Raw genomic sequence first — 1,381 nt, 5'->3', positions numbered from 1 at the left:
CAGCAGCCGGTCGGCGGCGAGGGTGCTCCGCCGCTGCCGGACGAGCAGGCGCGCGGCCTCCCGCAGCGGCGCGTCCCACGCCCGCCACGGCCCGGGGCTTCCGGCGACGGCCGCGCCGAGGACGGCGTCGAACGCCGCCGCCGCGACCGTCAGCAACGCCACGGCCAGCGGAAGGACGATCAGGGACTCAGACATGCGCGTGCACCGCGCTCTCGGTGTCGAGGTCGGGGGCGAGCGCCGCGACGATCAGCCGGGCCGCCGCGACGTCCACCCCTACGAGCAGTTCGTCGAGCGGAGCGTCCGGCGGGGTGTGCGTGTGCTCTTCCCCGCCGAGCTCGGCCAGCCAGGCGGACGCGCGCGTCCAGACGGTGGCCTCGCCGAGGCGGACATCCTGGAGCATCCAGCACAGCGTGCGCGAACGACGCGTGCGCCGCACGAACTTCGCCAGGCGGGACGGTTCGACGCGTCCTTCTTCAAGGGCCTCGTCGCGGAGGACCCGGGCCTGAGCGGCCTGTCCCGTCCAGCCCGCGACGGCGAGCAGGCGGGCGAGCGCGTCAAGGCGGGCCGCCACCGCGTTCGTGCCGTCCCAGAACGGTTCGGCGCCGTCCGCGTCCCCGGCGAGGGTCTCCACCTCGGCCGCCTGGACGATGTCGCCCTGCAACGTCAGCGTCACCTTGAGCCCGGCGGGCCAGTCGGCGAGCACCGGCCCGAACGGCACATGCAGGACGTCCAGCTTGAGCCCGTCCCGGTCCGGCGCACGATCGGCCATCGCCAGCCCGTGCGGCGCCCCCATCATGTGGTGGTCATGGCCCCCGCCATGACCACCGTGCCCGCCGTGGCCGCCGTGCCCGCCCATGTCCCCGTGACCCTCATGGCCTTCGGAGACTTCAGGGGCACCGTGCCCCTCGTGTTCGTCGTGGCCACCCATGTCGCCGTGGTCCTGGGGCGCGTGCCCCATCGCCTCATGGCTCATGGCCGCGTGGTCCATCGCCTCGTGGCCGCCGGACTCATGGCCCATCGCGGCATGGCTCCCATGACCGCCGTGCCCCATCGCGGCGTGGTCCATGTCCCCGTGATCCATCTCGCCGTGGTCCATGGCGGCGTGGTCCATGGGCTCTTCCGGGCTGAAGGACGTGCGGTTCGCGGCGTCCTCGATCTGGGCGGACTCGTCGGCCAGGTGGGCGGACGCGTCGTCCAGCGCGGACGGGACGTCCGACACGGCGCGCAGGTCGGCGCGGGCGCGCGGGTTCGGCATCTGGTCCCAGACGGTCTCGACGGCCTGGGCGAGTTCGGGGCCGGGACGGCCGCAGACGATGAGCAGGTCGGCCTCGGCGGGCGCGAGGGCGGGCCGCCAGCCGCGGCGGCGCAGTTCGGCCTCGAC

1 protein-coding gene and 1 pseudogene are annotated in these 1,381 nt (G+C 74.7%); both read right to left on the bottom strand.

Annotation, left to right across the window (positions count from 1 at the left end):
- Window positions 1-195: pseudogene (locus AB0J52_RS40710) on the bottom strand (NADH-quinone oxidoreductase subunit H); the annotation flags it as partial.
- Window positions 188-1,381 (bottom strand): hypothetical protein (locus AB0J52_RS40705; RefSeq protein ID WP_500188575.1); only part of this gene is annotated, 1,194 nt, incomplete at its 5' end. The gene AB0J52_RS40705 and the pseudogene AB0J52_RS40710, both read right to left, overlap by 8 nt.

Source organism: Spirillospora sp. NPDC049652 (genome assembly GCF_040675125.1).
Classification (GTDB): Bacteria; Actinomycetota; Actinomycetes; order Streptosporangiales; family Streptosporangiaceae; genus Spirillospora.
The sequence above is the reverse complement of the archived record's forward strand: the minus strand, read 5'-3'. Positions and strand labels throughout refer to the sequence as shown.